Source organism: Sphingorhabdus arenilitoris (assembly GCF_042651485.1).
Taxonomy (GTDB): Bacteria; Pseudomonadota; Alphaproteobacteria; order Sphingomonadales; family Sphingomonadaceae; genus Sphingorhabdus_B; species Sphingorhabdus_B arenilitoris.
In genome coordinates this window covers 1,459,674-1,480,786 of sequence record NZ_JBHSDH010000013.1, presented here as the reverse complement: position 1 = coordinate 1,480,786, position 21,113 = coordinate 1,459,674, and the positions used below count along the sequence as shown (strand labels likewise).

Below are 21,113 nucleotides of genomic sequence, written 5' to 3'. Positions count from 1 at the left end.
TACTCTGGAAGGATTGAATAGAATGAAAAAATATGTGGCCGCTGTAACCCTTGCGATATTGGCTGCGCACCCTGCCTTTGCCCAGCCCGCTTATACCCAAGGCAATGATCCGGTTACGTTAAGCGCTATCGATGATTTGGACCCCTGCAGCTATGGCGTGATCGCCGATCAGGGACCGGAGGGCGCAGTCAATGTCTATTCCGGCCCCAGTCTAGAATTGGAACCGGTAGATTATATTTCCGGCGGACAAGCAGTTTGGATATGTGAAAGCAGCAATGATGATAGCATGATCGGCATTGTCTATACATTTGATGACAATATGGACTGCGGTGTCAGCTCGCCAGTGGCTGAGGATACCGACTATTTCGGGCCATGCCAGTCCGGCTGGATTGTCGCCGACGCTGCCGAGATGCAGGCTGGGTAAGCCCGCAAGGAGAGATGGTAGCATGGTTATAACCGCAAACAGGATCAGCCAGTGACGTTAATCGCTGCCCGCGTTTACCGGGACGGGCGCTTATTAACCGATGTATCGCTGGACCAGGCCAGTGCCAAGCTGGAGAAGGCAGGTGATTTTGTTTGGATCGGCCTGCATGAACCTGATGATCAGGAGTTGGACCTTGTTCGCAAACAATTCGGCCTGCATGAACTCGCGGTCGAAGATGCGCTCGATCCAAAGCATTTGCCCAAGATGGAAAGCTACGGCGACCACCTTTTTGTCGTTGCCCGAACGATGCTGCTGGAAGGGCCGCATGGCCAAGAACGCATTGCTTATGGCAATACCGCGATCTTTGTCGGGCGGCAATTTATCATCACCGTGCGCCATGGCAGCGACCGAGGCCACAACCCAGTGCGCAAGCAATTGGAGGCGACGCCATGGTTGCTGAAAAACGGACCTGATTATGTCCTGCACGCCATATTGGACTTCATTGTCGACGGCTATTTTGAGGTCATCGATCTGGTCGAGGAAGGCGTATTGGCCATGGAGGATCGCAGCTTTGACCATTTCCTGAACCGGGAGGAAACGGCGCGGCTATTTTCCCTGCGCCGTGACCTTTTTCGGTTGCAACGGATATTGGGGCCGATGGAGGATTTGGCGGGGCGCTTCATCAACATAGACTTGCCGCAGATTGATCATGAGATTGATCCCTATTTCCGTGATTTGGCCGATCATGTCCGCCGGGTCAGTTACCGCGTGGCGGGGCTGCGTGATACTTTAACCAGCGTGATTGAGACCAGCGGGCTATTGGAACAGCAGCGCCAGGGCGTGATCACCCGGCAGCTGGCGGCATGGGCAGCTATACTTGCCGTGCCCACCGCGATTGCGGGGATTTACGGGATGAATTTTGAACATATGCCCGAACTTGGCTGGGAATATGGCTATGCTGCGGTTTGGGGCATGATGCTGATCATTTGCGTCACGCTGTATATCCGTTTCAAACGCGCCGGGTGGTTATGATCGAAATTTTCACCACCGGCGGCACGATAGACAAGGTCTATTTTGACGCGCTATCTGAATATCAAATTGGACCGGCGGCGGTGCCAGACCTGCTGGCCGAAAATAACGTCCATGCCCCCCACCGCGTGACGCAATTGCTGCGCAAGGACAGCCTTGATATGACAGAGGCGGACCGCGCCGCCATTCATGCAGCGGTGGCCGCGAGTGATGCGGCGCAGATCTTGATCACGCATGGCACCGACACTATGGTCGAAACCGCCCGCGCGCTGTCGGACATTGACGGCAAGACCATAGTGCTAACGGGCGCAATGCAGCCTGCGACCCTGCGCAATAGCGATGCGGAATTTAACGTCGGTTTTGCCTTTGCGGCGGTGCAGACATTACCCTCCGGCGTTTATCTTGCGATGAATGGGCAGATTTTTGACCCGGCCAAGACGAGCAAGGACCGGACAGCGGGGCGGTTTATTTCACCCTAGACTCACCTGTTTGAGGACGTGTTGGTAATCGGGCGCAATCGTCATCCGGCCATGATAACCGCCCTTCCTAAGCAACGCATGGGCCGCAGGCAGATTATAGCAGGGAACACCCATGAACAGATGATGCTCGCTATGATAATTGACCCAATAAGGCGCCACGCTGGCCCGAGCCAGCCATCCCGCATAGGTTGTCCGGGCATGGGTGAAGGGATCGTCGCTACCCGTGGCGGTGCAGGCATGTTCGGCAATGTTGCGAATGCGCAGGAATAGCTGGAAACTTGTCGCCAGTGCGGTGAGCCACAATAGGAATGGCATCCATCCCAGCGTGACCAAGCTGAGGGTTAGTAATAAGATCTGGATCAGCAGGAAACGGCCGGCGGTTTTCGCAGTGATTTTTGCTCCGTCAATATTGGCGGTGGGCGCATCCACACCGCTGCGGCTTTGCAGATTGAATGTTCGCCCCGCGCTGGTGTCCCGTTTCCCGCTATTCGCGGATGCGCCCGCCATGATGGCTTTTAACCCGGTCCACGCGGCGGCGAATTGATGGCTGCGTTGTTTGAAGAAAGTTTGCCCTGTCAGGTCGCGGATCATTTTGCGCTTCAGGCTGGCTTTGCTGACCGGAAAGGGTGCCGATAATGACAGGTCTGGGTCTTCCGCTTGTTGTGTAAAGCGGTGGTGGGTCAGGTGATAGGCGCGGTAGGCATGAAGATCGCTGCCCGTTGCCGCGCCCGATAACCATTGGCCAAAGAAATTGTTGATCCGGCGATTGGGGTGGAGCAGGCCGTGGGCGGCCTCATGCATTAAGATTGCCAGCCCCAATTGCCGCCCGCCGATGATGGCGATGGCAAACGGTGTTGCCGCCAAACCAGCTGCGAAATGCCATCGCCACAGGAGCGCGCAGGCCCCCGCCGCACATAGCGTCACGAGCCAAGCATGGGCCACCAACCAAATGCCGCGCCAAGGCGATAGGCGGGTGATGCGGGCCCAGTCATCGGGCGCAAAAATATCCTTTGGTCTGGCGGCCTTTACTGCGGGCATGGTGCATCTCTCCAATGATGGAGAGCTTACGCCTTTTCGCCCCGATTGCCAAATCCGTTAGGGCAAAGCGGTGATGGCGATTTATTGCAGAGCCTCGGCCAATCGCTCCATAAAGGCTGCCCCTCGCTCTATTTGATCGGCGGCGATAAATTCATTGGGCTGATGCGCTTGTTCGATGGAGCCGGGGCCGCATATCACGGACGGGAAGCCTGCCTTTTGGAACAAGCCAGCCTCGGCGGCATAGGCAACCGCGCCCGCCGGGCCATTGTCGCCGGTCAATGCGCGGACGAAGGCTTCGGCAGCCTCATCTGCTTGCGGGGTTAAAGGCGGTGTGCCCGAAATCTTGTTGACCCGGATGCCCGTTCCCGGAAACGTCGCCGCCATTTCCCCGTCGAGCGCTCGGCATTTTTCCATGAAGGGCGCTAATATCGCGTCGGGATCATCTTGCGGTGGGCAACGCAGATCAAAGGCAAAACGGCAATGGCCGGCGAGTATATTGGTTGCCGTGCCGCCGCTTATTTCACCAATGGTCAGCGTCGAATGAGGCGGGACAAAAGGGCTGTCGCTGGGCGCTATATCCCAAAGCTCTCGCGATAAGCTTGCCAGATCATGCATCAGTTCGACGGCCACCATATTGGCGGACAATCCCAAATGCGTCAGGCTGCTATGCGCTTCATGGCCAGTGACGATCACCTCATGCACGACGATACCTTTATGCCCGTTAATCACGCCCATCATCGAAGGTTCACCGATGATCGCAAGACGGGGCATGGGCAATTTATCTGCAATATCTGCAATCATCGCAGGGGCGCCCCGGCAACCAATTTCTTCATCATAGCTGATCGCCAGATGCACCGGTTTTTGACCGGTTTTGAATAGGGGCACAGCAGCGAGGGCCAGCGCAATAAACGCTTTCATATCGCAGGTGCCTCGGCCGTAAAATCTGCCGTTGGAAAAGGTCAACTTGAACGGATCGCTGCTCCAGTTCTGACCATCGACCGGCACCACGTCGCTATGCCCTGATAATATCACGCCGCCTTCGACATTGGGGCCTATGGTGGCGTATAAATTGGCTTTTTCGCCATCCGAATTTGGCAGGCGCACCGATGAGACACCGTGACCGGCGAGATATTGTTGGGTCCATTCAATCAGCGCGAGATTACTGCCGCGCGATGTCGTGTCAAAGCCGATCAGCGTTTCAAGAATATCGATTGCGGAGGAGAATAAAGCGGAAGGCATGGATGGTCTGTATCAAGTTCATAGGACCGGTACCACCATTGTTAGAGTCAGCACCGGTGATAATGCCTCATTTCCGGGCGGTTCTCTCAACTTTAAAGCGGTGTATTCGCCAAACTATTTACGCAATATTTGCGGCGCATAGGCCGCCTGAGGGCCATAGCCAGTTTCGATCCAATTTACCTCCGGTTCGCCGATGGAGTAGGTACCGTGCAATTCATATATGTTACGATATCCATAACCATATAGATTGATAAAAGTGGGGATGTTCAATGCCAGTGCCGGTGCTTTGGTTAAAACCGGCCTTATGTTGTCACGAAAATTATTGTTGCAGTAAATCAATATTTCCCGGTCGGTATTCTCACCAATGATTTCGGCGAGCTTACCTTCTGTGAAATCGGAAAAAGGAAGGTTTATCGCGCCATCAATATGTCCCATTGCAAACGCAGAAGCCGAGCGCGTGTCGAGGATGAGCGTATCGGCTTTGGCCGCACGCATCTTAAATTCATCCAGCTTAATCAGCCGGTCATCGCGGTAGGACATGACTTCGGCAGACAGCTTGTGAAATCCGGGATAGTCGATAAGCGTTTCCGCCTCAGCGATTTTTGCATTATTCTGAGCTGCTGCGGGCTGCGCTGCGATCAATGCGGCTGTCAAAAGCAATGGCGAAAAATAGATTTTACGTGTCATATCAGTATTCTCCCTACACAGCGAAAATACTTATTCGCTGCTGAATAGGGAGTGAATGGTAACAGCAATTCTTCGCGGGATCAGCTTTTCGGAGTGGTCAGTTCCAACCAGTTATTTTGCCGATACCATTTTGTAATGATGTATTTTGTGCCTTTTTGGACTGGCGTTCCGCTATGCAGTGTTTTGTAATTCAACGTACCATCCATATTCATATTGTTCCAGATCAACAACATGCCTGCTTGCGGCCGAACGCCGATGCCAATATTTGGAAATTCGGTGTTTCCACCTTCTTCCGGTTCGTTCAGAAATATCATCGCGGTCCAGCTGCGTTGACCGCCTGCTGGCCCTTCTTGTTGCCAGTAATCTTGGGCTGGATGAAAAAAATCGTGATGCGCCTTAAACTCTTGCCCCACTTGATAGCGTTGGCCCTGCATGGTTTCGGCAAAGTCATTGTCAATGCCAAGGACGTCGCTCATCCGCGCCTCGATCCGGCCGACATCTGGGTCCCACCGGCTTAGATGGCAGCTATAGCTCGTTCGAAAGCCCGCTTGCTCTGTCCCTTTATACAGGGTGGAGGGCACCGCATCCGCGTCGATTTTATCGATCAATATTTTGCAATCTGCTGGTCCCAAGAACCCTTGGTAGACATATAATTGCACGCCCGGCGCTTCGACATCGACTACCAAGGAATTTGCCGCCAGCCGCTTCGTTACAAATTTGCTGATTTTCGACAGCTTTGCTGGATCATTATTGGGATCAAATTTTTTGGGTGGTGCAAGTGTTTCTTCCATGGTCCATTCCGAATCAGATCAAGGTGTATTTCCCCTTTATTATTCAATCACCCGCCCGCTGGCCATGACCCATTGGACTTTTTCCAATGTGCGGATATTTTCGAGCGGATTGGCGTCCACGGCAATCAAGTCAGCGGAATAGCCGGTTGCTATCCGGCCAATTTGGGTCTCCATGCCGAGCACCTTGGCGGCGATGGTGGTGGCGCTGGCAAAAGCCTCTTTTGCGGTTAGGCCAGTGTCTACCATCAACTGAAATTCCTCGGCATTTCGCCCATGGCCAAAAACGCCCGCATCGGTGCCAAATGCCACGGGCACCCCCATTTGTTTGGCTAGAGTTACTGCCTTGCCAACTTTGCCCAGAGTCTGGCGGATTTTTTCTTCGACCACCGGCGTGTATACACCTTTATCCAGCCCCTCACTCACGCCCTTAAATGCCATCAGTGTGGGGACAAGAACGGTGCCATTTGCCTTCATGACTTTCAGCGCCGCCTCATCGGCAAATGTGCCATGGTCGATGGTGTCAATACCCGCCCGAGCAGCGGCCTCAATGCCGCGTGCGCCATGGGCATGGGCCATCACCTTCAGGCCCAGCGAATGCGCGGTGTCGGCGATTGATTTCATCTCGGCATCAGTAAAATGTGCCTCCAGCCCGCGCCCTTGCTGAGACAGGACGCCGCCGGTTGCCGTTATCTTGATGATGTCGCTGCCCGCGCGGGACGCTTTGCGCACTTTCTCCGCGCATTCTGTCGGACCGGTGCAGCTATAGCCGCTGGCGAGCAGATCGTTGACATCTTCGGTAAAGCCTGTCGTATCACCATGCCCGCCAACAATGGCGAGTGCAGGTCCTGCAGCGATAATGCGCGGACCGGGGATTATCCCTTCGGCGGTTCCGCGGCGCAAAGAAAAGGCGCTATATTGCGATGATCCCGCTTCGCGCACCGTGGTGAATCCAGCCTTGGCAGTTACCAATGCGTTTTTGGCCCCGACAACGACGCCCCATTCAGCAGGCTCGGTTGCCTCTTTCCAGAAATCGCCGCCCGGATCACCCGTAAGATGGACATGAAGGTCGATCAGGCCGGGCACGATGGTTTTCGTGGACATATCGATGATATCCACATCACCCGCAGTGCTGATTTTAGAAATGCCTTTTACAATCGCGCTGATCTTGCCATCGGTGACCGTAATGGTCGCAGGCCCAATGGGACCAGTATCGGCGTCGGGAATCACATTACCTGCCAATATGATACTGGTTTTGGCCATTGCGGGCTGTGCGGTTGCCAAAAACAAACTGGCGGCGATCAAGCTGCGGATCATATTTTCCTCCTGTGCGGTTATCAGCGGGCACAGTGGGTTGTGTAGCGCAGGCTTTCAAGCAAAAAACAGACCCGAGGCGCAGAAGCGCCCCGGGCCTGCTGTTTCTGATTATCCTTGAGAGGTTTTACCAGAAGAAGTCGTGGATTACGTCGGCAACATACCCATTACGAACGTCGATCAATAGCACATCATCGTAATAACGGACCCAGCGGTAATTGCCATAAGCAGGCGGCAACCGGTAGCTATAAGGATCACTTAGCCAATAGCGGGAACTGTAGTAAGGTGTTCCGATTTGGAAACCAATGTTGAACCGGCTGTAACGGTGTCCGCGATATGGCGCATAATAGCGGCCTATCTGGTAATGGCTGCGATATTGGTTGCGATGTCCGTACCAATCATACCGGCGGTCATTGCGCCAGCTATGGTTCCAGCTCCTGTTGCTGCCTCGATTATATCCGCGGTCATAACCCCGGCTGTATCCACGATTATATCCGCGGTCGCGGTAGCGAGAATCATTCCGGTCATAGCGCCGATCGTTACGATTATAATCGCGGTCATTTCGGCTATAGCTGCGGTCGCCCCAGCGGCGGCCATCGCGGTAGGTGTCCCTGTTCCTGTCGCGCTGCACCGTACGATTTTGCACTCTGCTTTGCCGCTCGCTGCGGATTACCTGCTGTGCAGCTCGGTCGCCCATGACAGAACGGCGAAAACCATTGTCATTGCCCCGCACATTTTGTCCGCCACGCCGCGCCTCACCGCCGCGATTGCCGCCGCGCCTTGCTTCGCCGCCACGCCTGCCTTCGCGATTTTGGAATTGTTGTATATCGGCAATCGATGCCGCCTGGGTCTTGCCCAGCGCTGCGGTCATATCCGCTGCGCTTGCTGCTCCCGGAGTGAGCGATGTGGCAAAGGCCAGTGCGAGAATATATAAACTTCTCATAATCCTGTTCCCTTGTTGCGGGAAGCACCATGCCGCCCTGATCATGGAACAGGGATACAATAAAGATTCTGACGCTGACCTGAACCGAGCATAAATATTCAGGAAAGGAAGTGATTACGTGAACAGAAAAATCAATCGGCGTCTTTAGCCAACCATTCCTCAAGCCATTTGATCGTGTAGTCGCCATTTTGGAAATCGGGATCGTCAAGCAACGCCTGATGCAGCGGAATGGTTGTCTTCATCCCTTCAATCACAAATTCACCAAGCGCCCGGCGCAGCCGCATCAGGCACCCTTCGCGGGTATGGCCAAATACGATGAGCTTCGCGATCATGCTGTCATAATAAGGCGGCACTTTATAGCCATGATATAGGCCGCTATCTACCCGGACATACAGGCCGCCCGGTGGGTGATACCAGCTGACCGTTCCGGGCGAGGGCATAAACGTCCGTGGGTCTTCGGCATTGATCCGGCATTCGACGGCATGGCCCTTAAACTGAATCTGATCCTGAGTGAAACCGAGCGGTTTGCCTTCTGCAATACGGATTTGTTCACGGACCAGATCAATGCCGGTGATCATTTCGGTCACGGGATGTTCGACCTGCAGCCGCGTGTTCATTTCAATGAAGTAAAATTCGCCATTTTCCCACAGAAACTCGATTGTACCTGCACCGCGATAGCCCATATCAGCCATGGCTTTAGAGCAGATTTCCCCCATGCGGCTGCGTTCGGCGGCCGACAGGACGGGCGACGGGGCTTCTTCCAATACTTTTTGGTGGCGGCGCTGCAGCGAGCAATCTCGTTCGCCCAAATGCACGGCATTGCCGCTGCCATCGCCAAATACCTGAAATTCAATATGACGCGGATTGCCGAGATATTTTTCCAGATATACGGTGGCATCGCCGAATGCGGCTTTGGCCTCGCTCCCGGCCTGCTGCATCTGGGTTTCTAATTCTTCCTCATTATTGACGACTTTCATACCGCGGCCGCCGCCGCCCGATGCCGCCTTGATGATGACGGGGTAGCCGACATCTGCTGCGATCTTCTTCGCTTCTTCAACGTCGCTGATTGCGCCGTCGCTGCCCGGAACTAGCGGAAGGCCAAGAGCGCCCGCGCTGCGTTTTGCTTCCACCTTATCGCCCATGGTGCGGATATGTTCAGGCTTTGGCCCGATCCAAGCAATATCATGGCTTTCAACAATTTCCGCAAATTGCGCATTCTCGCTTAGAAAGCCGTAGCCTGGATGAATGGCATCGGCATGGCTGATTTCGGCGGCGGAAATAATTGCCGGGATGTTCAGATAGCTATCGGTCGCGGAAGGCGGACCGATGCAAATCGCTTCATCGGCAAGCCGCACATGCATGGCATCGGCATCGGCGGTGGAGTGGACAGCAACCGTTTTGATACCCATTTCATGCGCAGCGCGGTGGATGCGCAGCGCAATCTCACCGCGATTGGCGATGAGTATTTTCTGAATAGCCATATTTACGCAACCACCATCAACGGCTGATCAAATTCGACGGGCTGACCGCTTTCAACCAAGATCTCTTGCACTGTGCCTGCGGCGGTTGCGGTGATCGGGTTCATTACCTTCATCGCTTCGATGATCATCAACGTGTCGCCCGCTTTCACCGATTGGCCAACAGTGACAAAGGGCGCGGCAGACGGATCGGGCGTCAAATAAGCGGTACCGACCATCGGCGATTTCACCGCATTAGCGGGTACTAGTTTCGGAGCAGGTTCAGATGCGGCAGTTGCAGCCGCTGGCGCAGCCGCCGCAGGGGCTGCAGCAACCGGTGCGGGGACAGCCACGCTGGCGGCGGCGGTAATGGTGCGTGTTACCCGAATTTTACGGTGGCCATCCTCAACCTCAATTTCGGAAAGGCCGGTCTGATCCAGCATTTCGGCAAGTTCGCGTACCAAGTTGGTATCGACTTGCATTCCTTCACCATTGCCAGATTTAGCGGCCATTATTACGCTCCCGAAATTATTTTTACAGACCCGTTACGTTACGTCCGGCCCCCTTTAGTCAAAAGCGGGCGGCTGCGTCTAGAGCAAGTTCATAGGACTTTGCACCATGCCCCGCAAAGCATAATTTTGCCGCCATGCCGACATAGCTGATATGGCGAAATGGTTCGCGGGTGGCCGGGTCGGACAAATGGACCTCAACCACTGGCACGTTGATCGCTTTGATCGCGTCATGGATCGCGATGCTCGTATGGGTAAAGCCTGCGGCATTCAGCAGCACAGCCTTGGCTCCCGCTGCCTGCGCTTCATGTAACCAGTCGATCAAATGTCCTTCATGATTGGATTGGCGGAAATCAATTTCAATTCCCAAGGCCTGACCCTGATCCTCCAACCGTCCGGCAATATCATCAAGAGTGTCGGTTCCGTATATCTCTGGCTCCCGCGTGCCAAGCAGGTTGAGATTGGGGCCATTCAGAACGAAGATAAGCGGTTTGGTCATGGGCCGAGCCTATAGACCGTTATTACAAGGACGAAAAGGGGAAGTGATATATCCAACGACCGTCACAGCCATGCTGCTAAATAGGAGCAAAGGATATTGTCACTGGTCTTATTGAAATGGAAAGCTTGGCAAATTCATTCGCTTTCATATATCTTGCCGATCACGATGCCGCATAATCAAAGATCGGGACCAATGAAAATATTGTTAGCTTTATCGTCGGCATTGTTCATGTCCGCCGCGAACGCGAATAGCTTGCCAGAGGGGTGGACGGAGCAGCAAAATAACGGGATGACCCTTTACGAAAATGGAAAAGAGCTGAGCAGCATTTTAGCGACTGAGACCATTTTGAACGACGGCACGACATTTGCGGACTATGAAATTGGCATCCGGCAATTGCTGTCACAGGGCACTGGCTGCAAAGGATTGGATGAAGCGGAAACCACGCCGCTATTCAATAACAGAGCGATGGTTGCCAAAGTCAACATTACCGGCCCCAACGGTAAAGCCATCACCTGCATTTCTATGACTGGTTTTCAGGATAAGAAATTTTTCACGAAATTGTTGATCTCGGACCCCGCTTACGCGGCAAAAGGCGCAAAACTTATGGCCGATTTGATGACCCGAGATTTGGGATTAGGCGCTGGCCAGCCTGTTATAGCTGCCGAGGCCCCACAAACACCGAACGCCAATAATAGCCGCAACCCAAAGACAATAACCGCAAATGTCGACAGCCTGCGCTTCTTCTATTTCGCTGGCGGCCCGGGCGGAGTTGATCCCCGGCCAGTGGTGTTATTCAAGGGCGGATTGCTGTGTGACTGCGCCGAATATGCACTGGGAACGGCGAACCCCGAAATTTACAGGTCCAAATATCCCGGTGACTTCGGAAAATGGCGCCGAACGGCAGCCGGGGAATATGAGGTTCTGTGGGATGAGGACAGCAGCGGCAACTGGTCCGGCCTATCCAGTTCCGCCGCCAAACCTCTACCAGCAGCATGGCGGGGGCAGGGGACTTGGCGGCGCACGAGCAGCGTCGGCATGCTGGGCGGTGACGCACCGGTCACCTCGTCGATAAATCTTTTGACATTCAATTTGGATGGCCGGTTTTCAGAAGGCAATGTCATATCGTCAACTTCGCCGACCGTATTTGCCGGGGGTAGCTCGGCAGAGCGAGAGGGGCGTTATGATATCGACGGATATTTTATTGTGCTGCGGTATGATGATGGGGCTACCGAACGCATGTCTGCCGTTTGGGAAAGCGACGAAGATGTGATCTGGTTCGATGGTAAGGGATTTATCCGCTGATGAATGATAATTTGAACATCTCGCTGACGTTGAACGGGGAGCCGTTTCGCATTCAATCCGGGTCGTCAATCGCCGATTTATGCCTATTGATTGACCTTGATCCGGCCAAGGTCGCGGTCGAGCGCAACTTGGAGATTGTGCCACGTTCCACGCTTGCTGATGTGATACTATGCGATGGGGATGCGTTGGAGATTGTGCATTTTGTTGGCGGGGGGTAAGGCCCGGCCATGACTGATTCACCCAACATGACCGACCTCGCCGACAGCTGGACCGTTGCCGGTCGGACATTTCATTCGCGCCTGATTGTCGGCACTGGCAAATATAAAGACTTCGAACAAAATGCTGCGGCGTTGAAGGCTTCGGGGGCGGAGATCATCACCGTTGCTGTGCGCCGTGTGAATGTGTCCGATCCCAAAGCGCCGATGCTGACCGATTATATCAGTCCGAAAGACTATACCTATCTGCCCAACACAGCAGGCTGCTTTACGGCAGAAGACGCGATCCGCACGCTGCGTCTGGCACGGGAGGCAGGCGGCTGGGACCTCGTGAAGCTGGAGGTATTGGGGGAGGCAAAGACGCTCTATCCCAATATGGTCGAAACGATCCGCGCGACCGAGGTGCTGGCCAAAGAAGGTTTCCTGCCGATGGTATATTGCACCGACGATCCGATTGCGTCGAAACAGCTTGAGGATGCAGGTGCGGTTGCGGTCATGCCATTGGGCGCGCCGATTGGGTCGGGCCTCGGCATTCAAAACCGCGTGACCATCCGTCTTATCAAAGAGGGTGCGTCGGTGCCCGTGCTGGTTGATGCGGGCGTCGGTACCGCCAGCGACGCAGCGGTAGCCATGGAACTAGGCTGCGACGGGGTGTTGATGAATACCGCAATTGCCGAAGCGAAAGACCCAGTGCGCATGGCCCGCGCGATGCGTTTGTCGGTCGAGGCCGGGCGCGAGGCTTATTTGGCGGGACGGATGGGCAAGCGGCTTTATGCGGACCCATCGAGTCCTTTGGCTGGCCTAATTTGATGCCGATTTGCGGCGATCAACTGCAATAAAAATTACATGATTGGACTTTTGTCGACATGATTATGTCGTTGGTCGTGTCGTTCGTCGTTTTGACGGAAAGTCACAGAAGCTTATCGAAGCTGTAGTGCGTCTGTAATACAGTTCGGCTAACCCAAGATGGCAGGCCGGACTTAAAAATGCTCCCCAGCTATTTGAACCGGCCTGCAACCCTCTCCCACGGGATCGCGCTTTGCCGCGAACCTAAAAAGTCAAGGATTGCGAAATGATGACCCTTAAAAAATTAGCTCCCTTTGCCATTACCGGCTTCTCGCTATTGGCGGCCTCGGCGGCTTCTGCTGCTGATTCTTCAGAACTTACACCGATCAGCCGCACCGTGGAATATGGTGATCTTGATCTGGCAAGCGTTAAAGGCCAACAGCGTTTTGAAACGCGGATCAAATATGCGGTAAAGATGGTTTGCCAAGACAGCTACGCTCGTACGCTACAACAAAAAGCTCTTGCCAATCAATGTAAAGCGCAGGCAATGGAAGGCGCCATGAAAGACGCCAAAATTGCCATAGCCAATTTTAACAAAGGCCGGTTCGCATCTGGTCAGATGGTTGTCGCGGGAAATTGATAAGATATAGATTTTGTCGAAATTGAATTCGCTATTCCCCCTGATCGGGGAATGGCGAATTTTTTCAGGCCGTCCTTATTTGCCAGCCATTTTTTTCACATCGGCGAGATATTTACGGCCAATGCGCATCGAAACGTCGTTGTCCATCAAGGCGTGCCACACGCCGCCGCCTTCATGGCGCAGACCATTGATCAGGTCGCGTCGGACAATATGACTCCGGTGGATGCGCAGGAATTTTTCGGGATCAAGCCGTTGTTCCAATGTGGAAATTGTTTGGTGCAACAAATAGCTGCGCCCCCCGGTGAACAGCCGCATATAATCCCGCTCGGCTTCAATGCGTTCAATATCGATCGCCGCAACCCGAATTAGTTCAGAACGATGCGATACCCAAAACTCGCTGGCATAATCGCTTTCATCTTCAGGCTCTTTTGGCTCAGCGCCCATGGTCACACTGGCCGCCGCGTCCGCCGCGCGGCCAATGGCTCGCTCCAACCGTTCGGCCGAAACTGGTTTCAGCACATAGTCGGCTATATCGAGGTCAAAGGCTTCGACCGCAAAATTGTCATAAGCGGTCACAAAAATAATGGCTGGTTTGCGTTGCAATAGCGACAATGCGCGCGCCGCGCTCATCCCGTCCATTTTGGGCATTCCAATGTCTAGGAAAATTAAGTCGGGCGACAATTCCTGCACCAGTCGGATCGCCGCGGCTCCGTCGCTCGCCGTCGCGACCAAATCGATTGCCGGGATCGCAGCACATAATATTTGCAGCCTTTCGACGGCAAGCGGTTCATCATCGACGATGATGGTTCGCAACCGGCCAGCTTGTTCTTCTGTCATACCCTCCTACCCTCCAATGCTATGGTGATGGTCGCAATGAATCCGCCGCCGGGCTTGTTAAATGTATCGATCCGCGCCCTTTTGCTAAAGCGCGCCTCTAAACGGTCCCTGACATTGGGCAGGCCAATGCCGTTACCATGATTTTGATCAGATGGTTCCAATGCGTCGCCATCATCTTCAATGCGGATAATCGCGTTGCCTTCATGGCTGTGGGCGACAATTTCTATGGTAACCGGCCTGTTGGAACGGGACACTCCATATTTGATTGCGTTTTCGACCAAAGGTTGAAGGATCAGGGCAGGCACGGGCAGGTCAGCCAACGATGCTTCAATGTCGATTTTTGTGCGCAGTCTTTCTGGATAACGGACCATCTCAATATCCAGATAGAGTTTTTGGAGCTCCACTTCCTCTGACAAAGTCACATCTTCTAACGGGTCACTTGACAGGCTGTTGCGATAGAAATTGGACAAATTATGAATCATTGCCTCGGCCCGGTCATTTTGACCTTTGATGATCAGGCTGGATAGCGAATTGAGCGTATTGAATAGAAAATGGGGATTTACCTGATAACGCAAAGATCGCAGCTCGGCATTTTGCGCTGCCTGTGCGTAACGCGATGCCACACGCTCTGCTTCGCGCACTTCACGGGCATTGCCCACCGCTAGATAAAGCAGCGCCCAAGCGATGATAAAGAAATAGCGCGTAATCGCCACCTCGGCTATCTGCTGAAACGGTGTGACGGCAATAATGTCTTCCAATTCTTCGGCAGCCGGACCGCCATTGGCATCGTCGAAAAGGCTGACCGGATCGTAAATGTTGAAGATCAGATAATTGGCCGCAGCGAATATCAGGGCGATGGGAATGGACGCAATAAAGGCCGCCGCCACGCGCACGATTAACGGCTTTCTGTCGAATAGGCGCAGGAACAAGTATAATAGCCAGGTCAGGGCGATCCCCGCGATCGTTACGACAACGCGCCGCCCGGCTAATTCGTCTTGTGCAGGAAAATCCATAACGCTCGCACGCAAAGACACAATGAGCGCGTGGAAGATCCAAAACCCGATGATCGTCAAAAATGCGATTTTCGGGCTGACAAGTGCACTGCGCTTTTTCGGGCTTAACAACATACCTTTGTGATAGCCTATTTCTTGCATTTTGGGATAGCATTCCGGCGCAGAAACCGACTTTCATCGAAACCGGGGGCATATTGGTCGAACATCGCCGCCATTAACCATTTGCTAACCAAGTTTATGGCACGCTTTATCTGCATGAAACAGGGATATGGATTATGACGAGCGGTAATCGAAATACGCCGGGGCTTTTGACTTTGGCCGAAATCAAGGAATTTGCGAGCTTTAGTGCATCGGCACAGCGCTATATTCGCAGGTCGCTGGACGTGGCGTTTGATCGGATTGACGCGGTCGCGCTATGGTCACGCGATGCTGCCGAGGCGGGTAGCATATTGGCGCAGCAGAAAATATATCGGCGCTTGCCCGGCATCCGTGAAAAACTGCCCAAAAGCAGTTCGATTGAGGCGGCAGAGGATTTTTTCGCGTCGCTGGTCACCATATCGGCTTTTGATCTGGCGCAAGGTCGGATGGACAGCTTTGCGGCCTATCGTTTCCTATATGAACGGCTCATCGCGGCGGAGGCCCGTCCATGGCTACCTGCAACATTTTGCGCAGCGGCATCGATGCCGCATTTGCCGCCTGAGGCCCGCAAAAAATTGCTGCAATCGATTAGCGAAGCGGCGGCAACCGCGCCGGGATGGTCGAAACGCGAACCCAGTTTTTTCCCCGAATGGGTCGAAAAAGTTGAGGCTAGTAATTCGGCGCATTGATGGCCGCACACTGCTGTGACGGCAGCAACGATGCTCGTTCAATAACGCCGGTATCGGAAATACCAGACTTCATGCCCTTGCCGCCGCGCCTTTGCTTCGTAACGGGTTTCGGGCCAGCCGCTAGGCCGATTCAAGAAATTATCGGCCTGGTTGCACATCCACATAAACTGGTCGCGGTGCCGCTGCATCACCATCAATGCATGGCGCAGATACACCGGGTGATCGGTGCCAAAACGAAATTCACCGCCCGGTTTTAACTTGGCTGCAATCATGTTTACCGGGCCATCATTCATCATACGCCGTTTGGCGTGACGCGCCTTCGGCCAGGGATCGGGATGGAGCAGGTAGACGAAGCTGAGCGCGCCATCGGGAATACGCGCCAGCACCTCCAGCGCATTGCCCATATGCAAACGTACGTTGCCCAGCGGTCCAAGATCATTGAAATTATCTATATGCGCCAGCGCCGCCGCCACGCCATTTTCATATGGCTCGCAACCGATAAATCCATGGTCGGGCAGCATATCGGCCCGGGTTGCCATATGTTCGCCGCTGCCAAAGCCAATTTCGAAATGCAGCGGTTTGTCGGCGCCAAATAAGGCTTTTGCCGTAATCGGGCCTTGTTCAGGCACGCTCGCTTTTGGCAACAGCTCGTCCATCAGGTCGGATTGAAAGCCGCGCAGCTTTTTGCCCTTGGTGCGGCCATATAGGCGGTTCAATGTCGTTGGATCACCGGATTTATAAGCAGTCATAGCCCCGCGCATAAACTTTATGACAATTTTGGCAAGAGCATTGCGGGAGGGCAGCCGTGCTCTGACTAAACGATGGGAGGTCGACCACATTAACGCAATCGTTAACCCAATATTGGGCTTTACTGGCTAATGCCGCAGGGTGGATTTGCTGATGTTCAATTTGTTGATCGCAATGATTACCCTATTGTTTTTTATAGGTTTCATGACGATCTATTTCACCAACCGTCAAATGAAGGCGGCCGGTTGGATCTCTGCGACCTTTTTGTTCGGCATCATAGCGCAAGTGGCCGATCAATATCGGTCACTCCTGGCAAGTTTTTACGCTACATCATTGGCCCCTGCGGCTTTTTGGGGCAGCTGTATCTGCGTTGTCATGGCTTACAGCAGCCGCACTCAGGCCAAGCCAAATTTGAAAATGATAGGCGCCTTATTCTGCATTGGTATGGCGGTTGTCAATGCGACCGACATAACGCCAGTTCAAGCTGTTCTCATGGATTGGATCTCCGCAGGCATATTGATGTGCGGCGCCATGGTTTTGAAACATCATCGCGGCCAATATACGCATAATTTATTATTCTGGTTCAACTTGTTATGCGTGGGCGTTTTTGTAATGCGTCCGATGATCATCATCATGGATATTGCGCCAGCGCCTATGCAATATAGCTATGATTTCTATACGGCGGTTTTATATTTAAGCAGCTCCATCTTAAGTGTTATTGGCGCGAATATCATTTTTGTCGCTTTGGGAGCTGACCTTGTTGAACAACATCAAAAAGAGGCGCTGGCGGACCCATTGACAGGCTTATTGAACCGGCGCGGCATGTCCAATATTTTTCGTGACATGGATGCTGATCCAGATAAGCTCAGGCAGCCGGGGCGGGCGGTTTTGCTGTTTGATATTGACCATTTCAAATCGGTGAATGACGAATTTGGACATGATGTTGGGGATACGGTGCTCGCCAATATCGGTCATACTGTGACCCAAATCATGCAACAACATGGGCAGGCATCGCGGTCGGGCGGGGAGGAATTTGTGTTCCTGTTCAATATGGAAAGCAGCCCGGCGGCATTTCTGGTCGCTGAACATTTACGCGTCGCGCTATCATTGCTGAAGCATGAAGGTATGCCCGATGACCGGCGCGTTACCGCCAGTTTTGGCCTTGCATTCACGCGGCCCGATGAACCGATGAAGCGCCTGATCCGGCGCGCTGATGTCGCGCTTTATGCGGCGAAGGATGCCGGGCGCAATCGGCTTCGTATCGCGGAAGGGGACAGTTTACCCGACGCCGATGAAAGCATGATCCTGCCGCGCCCATCACAAAAGGAAAAGCGCGCGGCCAATATCAGCGTGATGTAGCTTCAGGACGCTTACGTCCTGACCTAGCCCTATCCGGCGCTGCTGGCGCCAGTGCTTATGATAGCGCAGCGTTGAGCTTGTCCACCAGATCGGTTTTTTCCCATGGGAAGAAATCACCTTCGGCTGCACGTCCAAAATGACCGTAAGCCGCGCTTTTGCGGTAAATGGGTTTATTCAGCCCCAAATGCTCCCGGATGCCGCGCGGCGTCAGGTTGATGAGCGACGGAATGGCTGCCTCAACCGCATCTTCGGTAACGCCTTCTTTCGCGGTGCCATGCAAGTCGACGTAAACCGATAATGGGTGTGCAACGCCAATGGCGTAGCTTAATTGGATGGTGCAGCGGCGGGCCAGCCCTGCTGCAACGATGTTTTTCGCAAGGTACCGGGTGACATACGCGGCTGACCGGTCAACTTTGGTGGGGTCTTTGCCCGAAAAAGCGCCGCCGCCATGCGGGCTGGCACCGCCATACGTGTCGACGATGATTTTGCGTCCGGTCAAACCCGCATCGCCATCAGGGCCGCCAATTTCAAAACGGCCAGTCGGGTTTACGTGGATTTCGGTTTTGTCAGTGATAAATCCGTCGGGCAGCACGCTGTGGAATACGCCCATTACATAATCGCGCAGCTCGCCATATTTGGCTTCGTCGCCTTCGCCATTGTGGAAAAAATATCCGGGAGCATGCTGCGTTGATACCACCAGGGCGGTTGCCTCAACGGGCTTTTCATTTTCGTAGCGTAAAGTAACCTGACTTTTTGCGTCGGGTTCCAGAAATGACACTTTGCCCGATTTGCGGTCGGCGGCCATTTGGGCCAGAATCTTGTGGCTGAAATCCAATGTTGCGGGCATCAGATCGGGTGTTTCGTCGGACGCGTAGCCGAACATAATGCCCTGATCGCCTGCGCCCTCATCCTTGTTGCCGCTCGCGTCAACACCCTGCGCGATATGCGCCGATTGACCATGGAGATGATTTTCAAAGCTGAACGTTTCCCAGTGGAAACCATCCTGCTCATAACCGATTTCTTTCACGGTTTTACGAACAACCGCCTCAATTTCTGCCAGAGCGCCATCCGCCCAAGCATCATTTTCAAAGACACCCTTGCAGCGGATTTCTCCGGCCAGAACAACGCGGTTGGTCGTGGTCAATGTTTCGCAAGCAACGCGCGCTTCGGGATCTTTTGACAGGAAAAGATCGACGACCGCATCCGAAATCTGGTCCGAAACCTTATCAGGATGACCTTCGGATACGGATTCAGAAGTGAATAAGAAGCTAGAGCGCATTGGGGGTGTCCTATATGATATAAAGAAAGCTTTATGTGTTGTTTGGGGCCCTTTAGCGCGATTTGCGAGCCGAGACAACAGGCAAGAATGCGAAAATAAGCATGAACAGCGCCAAGCAGACGGGCATGACATTTCCATATCGCGCAAATATCGTCGGACTGTCGGCGGCGGGCAATGTACCGTCGATACGCCCGGCTGAACCCAGTGGCAGGCTTTTCAATATGCGGCCATTGCTGTCGATTATCGCGCTGATGCCGGTCGGTGTCGCACGGATGACCGGCAGCCCCTCTTCGATTGCCCGCATCCGCGCCTGTGCCAGATGCTGCGGCGGGCCGGACGGACCAAACCAAGCGTCATTGGAAGAATTGAAGATGAAATCAGGCCGGTTGGCGCGGTCGACGACCTGACCAGAAAAAATGATTTCGTAACAAATTTGAAAGCCGACATTCGGGCGTCCTGGGCCAAGCTTTAATGTCTGCGGTCCCGGCCCCGGCCAAAAATCAAGATCGCCCGGGACTAGCCGCGCTAGGCCGAGGGGCGTCAACAGCCAGGACATCGGCAAATATTCCCCATAAGGCACCAGATGTGATTTATCATAGCTACCGATTACATCGCCCGCATCATTCAGGGTGATCATGCTATTGCGCGCGGCGATCAGCTGTCCTTCTTCGTCAACAACCAATTTGGCTCCGCCAGTGATCAATATGTCGCCTTCACCCATCAACTGCGTTAATCTTTGCCGAGCGCCGACCGCCGAATCTCCGGGTTGGCCTTGATAAAACCGATAAGGATAGCCGGATTCCAGATAATCTGGGATCGCGGCCTCTGGCCATAACAGCAACCGCGGTCCTTGGCCTTTTAACGGGCGGCTATATTGGGCAAGCCGTGCGAAGTTGATGGCATCATAGCCCGGTTCATATTTTTCGGCCTGGCTTATATTCGGCTGAGTTATCGTGATCGGGGTGCCGGCGCCTTTTTGGGCGATCCGATGGCCAGCGCCAATCCAACCAAAAAAACCTGTGACGATCGCCAGCAATACCAAGTCGAGCAGCCGGGCAAATATGGCCTTGCCATTGGCATTGAGCATGGATGCAATCAGCCCCCAGATCATCGCGGAGCCCAATATCACAAGCCCCGACAGGCCGTAGCTGCCAATGGTCCGCATCGCATATTCCCCGCTGGTGCCCAGCATCGCGGCGGACAGAGGGTTCCAAGCAAAGCCGGTGAAAAGCCAACTGCGAAGCCATTCGGTCAATATCCAAAAAGCGCTGAATGATAAAACGAAGCATATCGTAGGATTACCGCCTTTTTTGCGGACATAATCGCCGCAGCTCCATGCTGCTATACAGGCAAGGGCAGGGAAAACTGCAAGATAGAGCGCGAGCGCAAATACGGCGATATATCCCAGCCATACCGGCATTGTTGCTTGATAGGTAAAGGCAATGGCGATCCAGTCATTGCCAATCGTGAAATGACCCACACCAAACAGCCAGCCCAGGATAAAGGCAGATTTGCGCGTGGGCATCGCCGAAAGCAAATGAATGAGGAGCGCCAGGGCGGCGATCGTTACCGGCCACAGATGATAGGGCGCAAATCCGAGAGCGCTGAGCGCCCCGATAAGAGGCGCAATCCAATAACGATAGCGTTTCAGCTGTTCTAACAAGGCATTCATATCGGCTTGCACCAATGCCTTGCCGCTACG

General features: G+C 53.8%; 21 protein-coding genes and 1 pseudogene. 8 read left to right on the top strand and 14 right to left on the bottom strand.

Annotated elements, in window-relative coordinates; genetic code table 11:
* Positions 1 to 22 precede the first annotated feature (22 nt).
* The 3 genes from ACFOWX_RS11310 to ACFOWX_RS11300 are packed head-to-tail and all read left to right on the top strand — an operon-like array spanning position 23 to position 1,932.
* Positions 23 to 424, top strand: coding sequence for a hypothetical protein (locus tag ACFOWX_RS11310; RefSeq protein WP_381424158.1), 402 nt, complete (start codon positions 23 to 25; stop codon positions 422 to 424).
* 51 nt (positions 425 to 475) lie between these two features.
* Positions 476 to 1,456 carry a magnesium and cobalt transport protein CorA gene (locus ACFOWX_RS11305; protein WP_381424156.1) on the top strand — a complete coding sequence of 327 codons (981 nt, stop codon included), beginning with the start codon at positions 476 to 478 and terminating at the stop codon, positions 1,454 to 1,456.
* On the top strand, positions 1,453 to 1,932 hold the full coding sequence (locus tag ACFOWX_RS11300) for an asparaginase domain-containing protein (RefSeq protein WP_381424154.1): 480 nt from the start codon (positions 1,453 to 1,455) through the stop codon (positions 1,930 to 1,932). Before ACFOWX_RS11305 ends, ACFOWX_RS11300 begins: the two co-directional genes overlap by 4 nt.
* Here ACFOWX_RS11300 and ACFOWX_RS11295 read toward each other — a convergent pair.
* From ACFOWX_RS11295 to ACFOWX_RS11255, 9 genes are all read right to left on the bottom strand, one after another.
* A complete protein-coding gene (locus ACFOWX_RS11295; protein ID WP_381424152.1) occupies positions 1,924 to 2,970 on the bottom strand; it encodes a fatty acid desaturase family protein in 1,047 nt (348 codons plus the stop codon). The genes ACFOWX_RS11300 and ACFOWX_RS11295 overlap by 9 nt on opposite strands.
* Positions 2,971 to 3,051: 81 nt before the next feature.
* Positions 3,052 to 4,209, bottom strand: coding sequence for an acetylornithine deacetylase (gene argE / locus ACFOWX_RS11290; protein ID WP_381424150.1), 1,158 nt, complete (start codon positions 4,207 to 4,209; stop codon positions 3,052 to 3,054).
* A 114-nt stretch (positions 4,210 to 4,323) separates the two neighbouring features.
* Complete coding sequence (locus ACFOWX_RS11285) at positions 4,324 to 4,896, bottom strand: rhodanese-like domain-containing protein (RefSeq protein ID WP_381424148.1); 573 nt, start codon at positions 4,894 to 4,896, stop codon at positions 4,324 to 4,326.
* Positions 4,897 to 4,976: 80 nt separating this feature from the next.
* A complete protein-coding gene (locus tag ACFOWX_RS11280; protein WP_381424146.1) occupies positions 4,977 to 5,687 on the bottom strand; it encodes a prolyl hydroxylase family protein in 711 nt (236 codons plus the stop codon).
* 39 nt (positions 5,688 to 5,726) lie between these two features.
* Positions 5,727 to 7,001 (bottom strand): metal-dependent hydrolase family protein, encoded by a 1,275-nt coding sequence (locus tag ACFOWX_RS11275; protein ID WP_381424144.1) that lies wholly within the window; start codon positions 6,999 to 7,001, stop codon positions 5,727 to 5,729.
* A 124-nt stretch (positions 7,002 to 7,125) separates the two neighbouring features.
* Positions 7,126 to 7,941: an RcnB family protein gene (locus tag ACFOWX_RS11270; RefSeq protein ID WP_381424142.1), complete on the bottom strand. Its 816-nt coding sequence runs from the start codon at positions 7,939 to 7,941 to the stop codon at positions 7,126 to 7,128.
* 131 nt (positions 7,942 to 8,072) lie between these two features.
* Positions 8,073 to 9,422: an acetyl-CoA carboxylase biotin carboxylase subunit gene (accC, locus tag ACFOWX_RS11265; RefSeq protein ID WP_381424140.1), complete on the bottom strand. Its 1,350-nt coding sequence runs from the start codon at positions 9,420 to 9,422 to the stop codon at positions 8,073 to 8,075.
* Between the two features lie 2 nt (positions 9,423 to 9,424).
* Complete coding sequence (gene accB, locus ACFOWX_RS11260) at positions 9,425 to 9,910, bottom strand: acetyl-CoA carboxylase biotin carboxyl carrier protein (protein WP_381424138.1); 486 nt, start codon at positions 9,908 to 9,910, stop codon at positions 9,425 to 9,427.
* A 58-nt stretch (positions 9,911 to 9,968) separates the two neighbouring features.
* The gene (locus ACFOWX_RS11255) at positions 9,969 to 10,406 is read right to left on the bottom strand and encodes a type II 3-dehydroquinate dehydratase (RefSeq protein ID WP_381424136.1); all 438 of its coding nucleotides are present in this window, start codon (positions 10,404 to 10,406) and stop codon (positions 9,969 to 9,971) included.
* A 192-nt stretch (positions 10,407 to 10,598) separates the two neighbouring features.
* Between ACFOWX_RS11255 and ACFOWX_RS11250 the strand changes: the two genes are divergently transcribed.
* The 3 genes and pseudogenes from ACFOWX_RS11250 to ACFOWX_RS11240 all read left to right on the top strand — a co-directional run bounded on the left by ACFOWX_RS11250 (position 10,599) and on the right by ACFOWX_RS11240 (position 13,349).
* Entirely contained in the window at positions 10,599 to 11,708 is a 1,110-nt protein-coding gene (locus tag ACFOWX_RS11250) for a hypothetical protein (protein WP_381424134.1), read from the top strand.
* Positions 11,708 to 12,733 (top strand): annotated as a pseudogene (thiS, locus tag ACFOWX_RS11245) (sulfur carrier protein ThiS). The gene ACFOWX_RS11250 and the pseudogene thiS overlap by 1 nt, the downstream one beginning before the upstream one ends.
* 262 nt (positions 12,734 to 12,995) lie before the next feature.
* Positions 12,996 to 13,349: a UrcA family protein gene (locus tag ACFOWX_RS11240; RefSeq protein WP_381424132.1), complete on the top strand. Its 354-nt coding sequence runs from the start codon at positions 12,996 to 12,998 to the stop codon at positions 13,347 to 13,349.
* Between the two features lie 75 nt (positions 13,350 to 13,424).
* Here the strand turns inward: ACFOWX_RS11240 and ACFOWX_RS11235 are convergent, their stop codons facing one another.
* Positions 13,425 to 14,186 (bottom strand): LytR/AlgR family response regulator transcription factor, encoded by a 762-nt coding sequence (locus tag ACFOWX_RS11235; protein WP_381424130.1) that lies wholly within the window; start codon positions 14,184 to 14,186, stop codon positions 13,425 to 13,427.
* Positions 14,183 to 15,313 carry a sensor histidine kinase gene (locus tag ACFOWX_RS11230; protein WP_381424128.1) on the bottom strand — a complete coding sequence of 377 codons (1,131 nt, stop codon included), beginning with the start codon at positions 15,311 to 15,313 and terminating at the stop codon, positions 14,183 to 14,185. Before ACFOWX_RS11230 ends, ACFOWX_RS11235 begins: the two co-directional genes overlap by 4 nt.
* A 161-nt stretch (positions 15,314 to 15,474) precedes the next feature.
* Here ACFOWX_RS11230 and ACFOWX_RS11225 point away from each other — a divergent pair, with 161 nt between their 5' ends.
* Positions 15,475 to 16,026: a hypothetical protein gene (locus ACFOWX_RS11225; protein ID WP_381424125.1), complete on the top strand. Its 552-nt coding sequence runs from the start codon at positions 15,475 to 15,477 to the stop codon at positions 16,024 to 16,026.
* 38 nt (positions 16,027 to 16,064) lie between these two features.
* Here the strand turns inward: ACFOWX_RS11225 and trmB are convergent, their stop codons facing one another.
* A complete protein-coding gene (gene trmB / locus ACFOWX_RS11220) occupies positions 16,065 to 16,775 on the bottom strand; it encodes a tRNA (guanine(46)-N(7))-methyltransferase TrmB (RefSeq protein WP_381424123.1) in 711 nt (236 codons plus the stop codon).
* A 202-nt stretch (positions 16,776 to 16,977) separates the two neighbouring features.
* Between trmB and ACFOWX_RS11215 the strand changes: the two genes are divergently transcribed.
* The gene (locus tag ACFOWX_RS11215; RefSeq protein WP_381424121.1) at positions 16,978 to 18,132 is read left to right on the top strand and encodes a GGDEF domain-containing protein; all 1,155 of its coding nucleotides are present in this window, start codon (positions 16,978 to 16,980) and stop codon (positions 18,130 to 18,132) included.
* A gap of 55 nt (positions 18,133 to 18,187) precedes the next feature.
* On the opposite strand, the gene metK is transcribed toward ACFOWX_RS11215, so the two are convergent.
* The gene (gene metK / locus ACFOWX_RS11210; RefSeq protein WP_381424119.1) at positions 18,188 to 19,411 is read right to left on the bottom strand and encodes a methionine adenosyltransferase; all 1,224 of its coding nucleotides are present in this window, start codon (positions 19,409 to 19,411) and stop codon (positions 18,188 to 18,190) included.
* A 52-nt stretch (positions 19,412 to 19,463) separates the two neighbouring features.
* Complete coding sequence (lnt, locus tag ACFOWX_RS11205) at positions 19,464 to 21,083, bottom strand: apolipoprotein N-acyltransferase (RefSeq protein ID WP_381424117.1); 1,620 nt, start codon at positions 21,081 to 21,083, stop codon at positions 19,464 to 19,466.
* Positions 21,084 to 21,113: the final 30 nt, after the last annotated feature.